Origin of the sequence: Streptomyces sp. NPDC006134, from assembly GCF_040628835.1 — a bacterium.
Classification (GTDB): domain Bacteria; phylum Actinomycetota; class Actinomycetes; order Streptomycetales; family Streptomycetaceae; genus Streptomyces.
Window position 1 is genome coordinate 1 of record NZ_JBEXTV010000114.1, and the last position, 8,353, is coordinate 8,353.

5 protein-coding genes are annotated in these 8,353 nt (G+C 63.7%); 3 read left to right on the forward strand and 2 right to left on the reverse strand.

What is annotated here, in order from left to right; all coding sequences use genetic code 11:
• Positions 1-559: 559 nt before the first annotated feature.
• Positions 560-754, reverse strand: a complete 195-nt coding sequence (locus tag ABZ340_RS35925) for a hypothetical protein (protein WP_358786096.1) — start codon at positions 752-754, stop codon at positions 560-562.
• 169 nt (positions 755-923) lie between these two features.
• On the opposite strand from ABZ340_RS35925, the gene ABZ340_RS35930 reads away from it, so the two are divergent.
• The 3 genes from ABZ340_RS35930 to ABZ340_RS35940 all read left to right on the forward strand — a co-directional run bounded on the left by ABZ340_RS35930 (position 924) and on the right by ABZ340_RS35940 (position 4,372).
• On the forward strand, positions 924-2,531 hold the full coding sequence (locus ABZ340_RS35930; RefSeq protein WP_358786097.1) for a hypothetical protein: 1,608 nt from the start codon (positions 924-926) through the stop codon (positions 2,529-2,531).
• 289 nt (positions 2,532-2,820) lie between these two features.
• Positions 2,821-3,042 (forward strand): hypothetical protein, encoded by a 222-nt coding sequence (locus tag ABZ340_RS35935; RefSeq protein WP_358786098.1) that lies wholly within the window; start codon positions 2,821-2,823, stop codon positions 3,040-3,042.
• A 217-nt stretch (positions 3,043-3,259) separates the two neighbouring features.
• The gene (locus ABZ340_RS35940; protein WP_358786099.1) at positions 3,260-4,372 is read left to right on the forward strand and encodes a DUF4231 domain-containing protein; all 1,113 of its coding nucleotides are present in this window, start codon (positions 3,260-3,262) and stop codon (positions 4,370-4,372) included.
• Between the two features lie 24 nt (positions 4,373-4,396).
• Here the strand turns inward: ABZ340_RS35940 and ABZ340_RS35945 are convergent, their stop codons facing one another.
• Entirely contained in the window at positions 4,397-8,119 is a 3,723-nt protein-coding gene (locus ABZ340_RS35945; protein ID WP_358786100.1) for a TIR domain-containing protein, read from the reverse strand.
• Between the last annotated feature and the right edge of the window lie 234 nt (positions 8,120-8,353).

Genomic DNA, 8,353 nt, shown 5'->3' on the forward strand with positions numbered 1-8,353 from the left:
AACCGACGACTCCGCCCTGCCCACCGAACTCACCGCATAGCCTCAAAACGAGATCACCGAGTGGCCGTCGATACACCACTCCAGCGGACGTGACCGTGTGGCGCACACCTGACTGAAAGACAAACGCCACGGTTCCTTGAGTCGCTGACCTAAGCAGCAGTCAGCTACTTTGGACCGCACGGTCACCCGTCGCGGACTGACTCACCGTCCGCCGACGCCACGCGATCCACGACTCGCTGACAGCATGCACCCCACCGTGTCGAGCTGCACTTTCTGCCACCGTACTCACCCGAGCTCAACTCCGGGCGCTGACCAAGCCGATCTCAAGCCCAGCCTGCACAGCCGGAGCCGAGACCGAGAGCAGACCCAACTCGCCGCCGAACGCCACGGCCCCGCCATGCCAACGCTCGAAGGAAGCGCTGACGTGCGCGGGCGCGCCGCGCTGATCCGACATCTCTTCCGGGCTGCTGGGCCGTTCACGGACTGACTCCTGGGTCGGGCCCCCGATCAGCCGTACGGCATCGCTCACCAGCCGACCGGGGGTGCCCCGATTCTGTCCCTACTGGTCGGTGGCCGAGGGCGCTTCAACCTGGCGAAGCTTGCGGCGACGCGTCCATGCTCGACCGAGGTAGGCGACCAGCGCAACGATTCCCGTTGTCACGAGTTCGCTGGGCATCTGGGAGAGCAAGCCACTGACGATCTCCTGACAGAGTTGAGCGACCATCACGAGCACTTCCTTCCGTTCGTCGAGCACCGTTGGAAAGAGGATCCGGCCGGACCACGGCCCATTCGCCGCGCTTGAACCGCGACGCCTCGCGGGTAAATAACTCCCGTCGCGACTGTTTGGGGGGCAGATGGTCAGGGGACGTCCAGGGAAGCCGAGTGCAGGCTTCGGATCCAATCCGAACGCCTACATCGGCTGGTTGGCACGGACCCATCGTTACAACTCGACGGACCTCGGGCTGGCCACAGCGTCCTCGTTCGCCGCACGCCTCGAGCGCCTGCCTGGAGCGAGGCCCATCGGCCCGGCGATGATCTCTCGGCTCGAGAGCGGTTCAGCAACGTGGCAACGGGAACACCTGAGCGCCTATGAGACGCTGCTGAACCTTCCTCCGGGCCAACTCCTGGCCCCCGCTTACAAGATCTTCGGCGTGCTGGGACGCCAGGGGGCCGTGTCCCTCGTCCAGACCCGCTACTCGGCGCACGACGAGCAGCGCGCCGCGGATCTCGTGGACACGCTCACCGGCGAAGACCCGGCAACCTCGGTCGACTGGGATTTTCTCTCCGGCTATCTGCTGGCCTCGCGACGCCGGCTGGGTCGACGAACCTGGGAGTCGCTCTGCGAGCGGCTACTGCTGGAGCTGTGCGCGTCGCAGGGACTCGACCAGGAGATCAGAGCCGAAGCGCTGGTGCGCTTCGCTCACCTGGATTTGGCGACGGACATCGCCAACGAGGTGGCCCAGGCCGTGATGGTCCAGAAGGGGAACCCCACCTCCTTCATGCCCCTCAAGGTGTTCCAGCAGATTCCGGAGAAGGCGCCGGCTGCCTGGATCTCACGGGCTCTCCTGAATCCTCCGGACCGCTGGCTCCTGCGTGAACTCTTCAGCAGCGTAGCCGTGCTGGTGGGCTCGGGAACGTGGCATCCCTCGTCCGAGCGGTTGCGCGCGATCCGACGGGAAAGTATCGAGACAACGCTGGACAACGACATCGAACTGGAAGTCCGGCGCTCCAGCCTTCAGCTCTTCCGCGCACTCCAGGGCACGGGCACCGGCGGGGCAGCGCGGGCGCTGCCGCCCGGGGCTACGCCGGAGCTTCTCTACCTGGCCAAGGCGGAAGGCGCGGGCGACCAGCAGAATGCCCGATACCAGGGCATCAGTGCACGGGTCGCGGCCGAGATCCAAGCCGTCGGGCTGCGGTCCCAGAGCAAGTGGGCGCGAGGGGAGGATCCGGGTCTCGGCCTGATCCTTCAGCAGTGCCTCTTCGGCCGGAGCGACGACCTGCGCAGCGCATCCACATCGATACTGACGAGCTCCGGATACGTCGACCCGCTGCGAGCCGTGCTCGCGCGCGACCTCAACAGCGGGAAACTTCATGAGGACAGGGTGGTCGCGCGGGCTTTCATTCGGTTGTTTGGGAAAGTCGCAGCTGGCCCGGGGGACGGAAGCGCGCTGCTGCGAGTCGTCGGTTCCGAGCACATCGACATCGATACGAGGATCCAGGCAGGTTGGGCCCTTGCGAACGCCGGGCCGCGGCTGCCCAGGGCTGTGACCGACTCGGCGTTGGAAGTATGTCGACGCCGATCCTTCGGAGTGCAGTCGGTGACGGCACTGCGCGCTGCTGTCGCAACCTGTGGTCGAGCCTCGAACACCGATGCGCTGCAGTCGCTGCTCGACGATCCGACTACCGCACTGTCGGTCCGCGACGAGTGCAACTGGTGGAGGTCACTCCCGCGCCATGTACTGCCGATTCCGTCGGATACAGAGGAGCGCGCGACGTTGCAAGTGCCACGCGGTGCCGAGCGGCTTGCTTAAGGTGGTGAACTGCGTCATGACCGGTCGACGCACCGACTCAGCAGTTCAGGCGCTGGTCAATAGGTAGGCCCACGTGCTTGCGCTTCCCGCTCGTCCGCCCGCACGGACACCAACGAGCAAGTAGGGTGTGGGATCCATCACAGCTTGGGTGAGGAAAGGCACACGATGCGCTGCTGCTATGCGACACCGACCACGTCGTCTGCCGCCCCGTAAAGCGACACGCCCTGCGGGGGACATAGTCGCTGCGGAAACAAAGCGCAGCGAAGAAGGCCCTGCTGTACGGGACTTCGTGCGCCTGTCCGACGCCTGGGCCGGCCGAGCGGACCTGTACGAGGCTGTGATGGACGGCTACGGCCGCCCGTTCACCCCGGCCGAGGAGCAGTACCTGGCCGTACTGGCTGCCCTGGACGCCCTCTCCGGTATCCAGTACGGCGCCGCCCACGGCGACCCGGAGCTCGTCGAACGCGGTCGCCGCACCTTCGCCCGCCTCCGCGCCACGGGCCGCCCATGACCACCGCATCACACCAGTTGAGGAGCAGCACCGTGGGATACGCCCGCCGCGAGGAGTGGCAGCAGCACTACGCCGACGGGAAGAACTTCCGGCAGTTGGGCGAGACTGAGCGAGCGCTACTCGCCGAGCACACCCCTGTCCCGGGCGGTGGCGGTCAGGCACTCGACGTGGGCTGCGGCACCGGTTGTTTCTGCAGAGGCCGTGTCCCCCGCTGATCGTGTCGCTTTACGAGGCGGCCAACGACGTGGTCAGTGTCGTATTGCAGCAGCGCATCGTGTCGCTATCCCCATCCAGAGCTGTGACGAAGCCCACTCTCTGCTGGCTCTACCCACCCCGCCTCGACAAGATCCGCCGAACTACTGTGCCTCACAGCCCGGTTGGGGCGATGCATCTCTCCTTTCCCTTGGCGTGCGTGCGGGGAAGCCGTCAGAATCTGAAGGTGACAGGGATCTCAGAGGATGCAGCAGTTTCGGCGGTTTGGGACCAGCAGAGCATCTGGTCTCAGAGTGCGAACCGACTCAAGGCGTCAGTCGAGCGGGCACGTGCGTTGGCATTGGCTCTGGGCATTGCTGCTGCAGGGATGGGGACGGCGGCGTCCCAGATGATGAGCTGGAACTCCCTACTGGGCAAGACACTCGCCTTTGCCGCCGCGGCTGCTGCTGGAGCGGCTCCCCTAGTGGCACAGCGCGGCGGCCCGAATCGGTTGAGCGATTGGACGCGCCTGCGGGCAGTGTCCGAGGCGCTCAAGGCCGAGGTGTATACCTATCTGGCTCGAGTTGGTCCTTACCGCACGGCGACGTCGCCCACAGCGCTGCTCGCCGAGCGCAGCCGCAGCTACCGTTCCGACGGCATCGACCTGGCGCGTTACACCACAGGGATCGCCGCACAGCCGCGATCGATCCCGGCGGTAGTCGATGCCGACACCTACGTGGAGCATCGCCTGCGACAGCAGATCACGACGTACTACCGGCCCAAGGCCGAGGCGATGCATCGCAAGGTCCGGTTCGTCGAACGGATCGAGTTGCTGCTGGGGGGCTTCGGCGTGGTCCTCGCTGCTGCCGCGGGTGCCTTTTCCATGGAGCGGGCGGCTGCGTGGGTTGCAATCGTCGCGTCGGTCCCGATCGCGGTAACCGCACACGCAGTCGCTCAGCGGTACGCGTATCAACAACTGGAATTCACGCGCACCGCTGAGGAGTTGGAGCGCCTGCTCGAACGATGGGGTACAACACCCCATCACTCCACGGAGTTCGCCGACGAATTCGTCGCTGATTGTGAAGGTGTCATCTCCGTCCAGAACGAGGCATGGATGATCCGCTGGAACGTGGGGTGAACCGTTCCGTGAGTGGGGCGGCTTTCAGCATGGTGACCTGTAGTGCTCCCTCGGTGCGGCATCCTGCCAGTCGGAGTTACTGAGTGGGCCCGTGAGCATTCCGCACAGAGCCGCTGCCCACGCCGAAGGGTCTACACGGATCCTCGTGATGCCATTTCCGTCCGCGACGTCGATCCGGGTGGCATCCGGGCTGAAACCGACAGACGCGTCGCGTTGTGTCACGAACAAATCGGGACCAACCTTACGGTGACTCGCGACGTCCCACAGGCTCAGAGCCACATCGGAAACATCCCCATCTCCGACTACAGCCAGGGTAAGACCGTCGGGACTGAACAGCACACGAGAAACGCCCCCTTCGGGTACTAGGCTTGTCCCGATCTTCTCTTGGGTAGTGACGTCCCACAAGGTCACGGAACCACCACCCCAATCGCCGTTGTTGTCCTCACCGACTGTCGCGAGGACGCGTCCGTCAGGGCTGAGCGCGGCATTCTTGGCGTTGCGGACTTTGAAGGAGAGCTGGTTTCCAGTTGCGGTATCCCACAAACTGACGGTCTGTTGACGGTCAGTGAGAGCCAGCATCGCTCCGTCCCCGCTAAGTGCAGCTTGGTCAGCGAATCCCTCACTAACGGGATCCGGACCATAACTATGGGTCTCATATCCGGTTGAGAGATCCCACTTCGCGACCCTTGATTCCCCCTGTAGCGTGCCGTACAGCTCTCTACTGTCGGGGGAGAAAAGCAGCGTCGGGAGACCGCTCTTCAGCCCGGGTGTGTAGTGCATTTGCGCTACGTGACGGCCACTAGGCACCTCGAAGACTTCGACCGGGGAGCGTTGGGCTGTGCCTGCACGCTCGGCCACGGCAAGCAGTGATCCGTCCTTGTTGAACGCCAAGGTCGTGCCCGTCTCGGCCAGGCGGATCGTGCCGGTGAGGGTTCCTGTGCGACTATCCCGCAGTTGCACCACGGGCTGCTGAGAGTCCGCTGTGGCGAAGGTGTTCGTGCTGGGACTCACTGCGAACCCGTTGAATGGGGCCTTGGCCTTGGGGAGGGCGTGGTGCTCGGCGAGCCGTCCGGTAGTCGTGCGTTCCCAGATGACCACTGACCCGTCCTTGGTCACGGTTGCAACCCGTTTTCCGTCAGCGGTGGCTGTTTCGCGGTCACCGTCCGTGTCGCTGTACTGGGGCTCGACAGGAGCTTCCGCTCGGATGGCGTGGGCAGCTTCCTTTTGGCCGGTCGTGGTCCGCAGCCTCTTGTGTGACTTCAGGTCCCACAGCTCCCAACGCCTCATGTCTGGCGAGTGGACTACCGCATGCCGGCCATCTTCCATCAGGAGACCGTAGTTCAGCGACATATTCTTTGATGGAATCCAAGGGCGGGAAGATCCTGGCTCATAAACCCTGGCCTCACCTACAAGGTCCGCCGTCTCACCGTAGTTCACCACCACACCGTCATCTGTGGTATAGCCCTCGAAACTCCAACCCGATGTGGAGATCGTTTGCCGAGTCCGCAGGTCTGGCAATCCGAGCACCTGCACTCTTCCCTCCCTTCCGCAGGTTACAGTCTTACCTGAGGGTGCCATTTCGGCCACATCGCACGAAATGACCTTCAAAGTGCGGTGGTTAGGAACATCCCACACGGCAATCGATGCTCCAGCGCCGAATACTCCTCCAGCCATGAGAATTTTTCCATTCGGGCTCAGCCCGCCGCCGCTGTCACCGATTGAACCTGTGCCTCCGGTCCTTGGGACCGAGAAGCTTTCCTTGATTTGCAGAGAATCGGTGTCCACTAGGTCGACCTGCTCGCCATGCTGTCCGGTCCGCAACGCCAGAGTCTTACCATCGGCGGTAAGGGAACGAGCCCCGCCGTCACCCCAACTGAGCAGAGTTCCTTGCAAAGTTCCTCGACTGCGTGCCGTATTCGCATCCCAGATCTGGACGTTGCCGTAATCCCGCTCGATAAAGAGCAGTCCTCCATCAGGGCTGAAAGACAGCCGCGACACCACACCCTTCTTAGGCGGAATGATGGTGCGTACCTTGTTGAGGTTCGCCAGGTGTGCGGCCAATGCGCTCTGAGCCTCGGCCGTGGACTCCTGGCCGTAGGCGGCCAAAGCCAACTGAACGGCCTTCTCCGGTTCAGTCTTGGACAGACCTAGCGAGGCGGAGGCAAGCTTTCGAGAGAGCGCCGTACGTCGCTGGTTCTCGGCATCCCCCTGTGCAGATACAGCCAGCGAACTTAGGCCGACCACGGCTGCAGTGACGACGGCAACGCCGGCCCGGAGACGCCTAGCACGCCGCTTGGCCGCGCGCCGACTATCACTGAGATATCGGATCTCTCGCTCGGTCAGACCAATTTCGTGTTCCTCACCCCAAGGATGCTCTTGCCATTTTTCAGCAAGAGCTAGTTCCTCAGCGCGGAGCAACAGACCGTCTTTGCAGCCACTCTCCCACCACTCGTGAGCTAGATTACCCAGGCGCGTGTGGAAGGCATCCCAGCGATGGCGTTGCGTGACGAAGGTAACGATGCGCTGAATCCCTCGGTCGGGATCTTCATCGCTTCCCTCAATCATGTGGAAGCTCTGGTATGAGCGGAGCGGTTCCCAACCATGCTCGTTCATTGCGGCCGTGACGCCCGTGGCCAGGTTCGGGTCGATGATGACAGGCAGAATCCGCTTGTGTAAATCGATTGCCTTCATGCACTCGTCCCGACAGTAAGGGGACCGCAGTGAATCCTCACTCACGAGGAGGATGAAGGCATCGGAGGTTCGGATTCCCTCGTCGATAGCCTGCCGCCACTTCTCGGAGGGCTCGATCGCCTCCCAGTCCACCCAGACGTGGCGCAGCTTGCCTTCCAGACTCTCTCGGATCCCACGGGCGACGGCGCCGTCCTTGCGTGAGTAGCTGAGGAACACCTTGCCCGTCGCTTCCGGCAACGGGGCGTCCGTCCGTAGCTCGGAGGAGGCGTCGCTGAACGGGTCCGATGTCGTGCCGAGCCGTGATGCGAGATCCCGGAGGAGGGCCGAAGAGAGAGCTGCCAGCAGTCCGGCGCCGACGACCAGTCCCACCCAGTATTGCTGATGTTCGTATGTCGGCCCGAACAGGCTGGCGGAGAACTGTGCGTCGAGCCAACGTACTGCGTCTCCAACTTGCTCCATGGCTGGAGCAACTTCGGCTGTGCCGAACGCAAGTGGGCGGCCCACGGTCCGCAGAACCCAGGCGCCGCCACCCGCGATCCCTGCAGCAACGAGGGCATGGGTAGCGAGAAACCATCCCGAGGTGCGTACAGACCGTCGGCCTCCCCGCCCGATGTCCTCCTGCCCGAGGGGAACACCTTCCACCGTTATTTGAATCCCAGCCCACCAGGCGGTGCCCCCGATGCCGAGGGGCAGGAGCGTCACGGCCTCCCAGAAGAAAAAGCTTCCGGACGGTGCCACGGTGACCTGCCATGCCAAAGCGACGGCAGTGGCGAACGGCACCGCGAGGGCCTCCGGCCGCAACAGACGTTGCCAAGCCCAGGAAGCCTGAAGCTTGCCGATCTTCCCGGCCTTCCAGATGGCTACCGGTGAAGGACCTGGGAAGTACACAAAGAGCGGCACGTACAACCCTAGGAGTGCAGCCGATGGCCCGAAGAACGGGTAGAAGAGCGCCCAACTGACCAGGCAGGAGGCAAGCCAGGCCGCTGTCCTCTTGATGCCCGGCCGACGCTCCCTTGAAGTCGATTCGTCTGGTGAAGAATGCGCCTCGCGCGCCACACCTGCCCCCGTGTGCGATCGTCCACCTGCAAGACGAAGTGCAGACTACCGATGCCGGCAACCGGTTGGCGTCATGCCCTTCGATCCGACTGGTCATACACACAAGCGGGTTACCGCATGAGACCGAACAACAAGATACTGAGCCGTTTCCAACCTGGCTGAGAGACCGGCCGGTTGGTGTGGGGGCGGCGTTGAGGAAGAGGTGAAGCTCCTGGTAGATGGGTTGTCGACCAA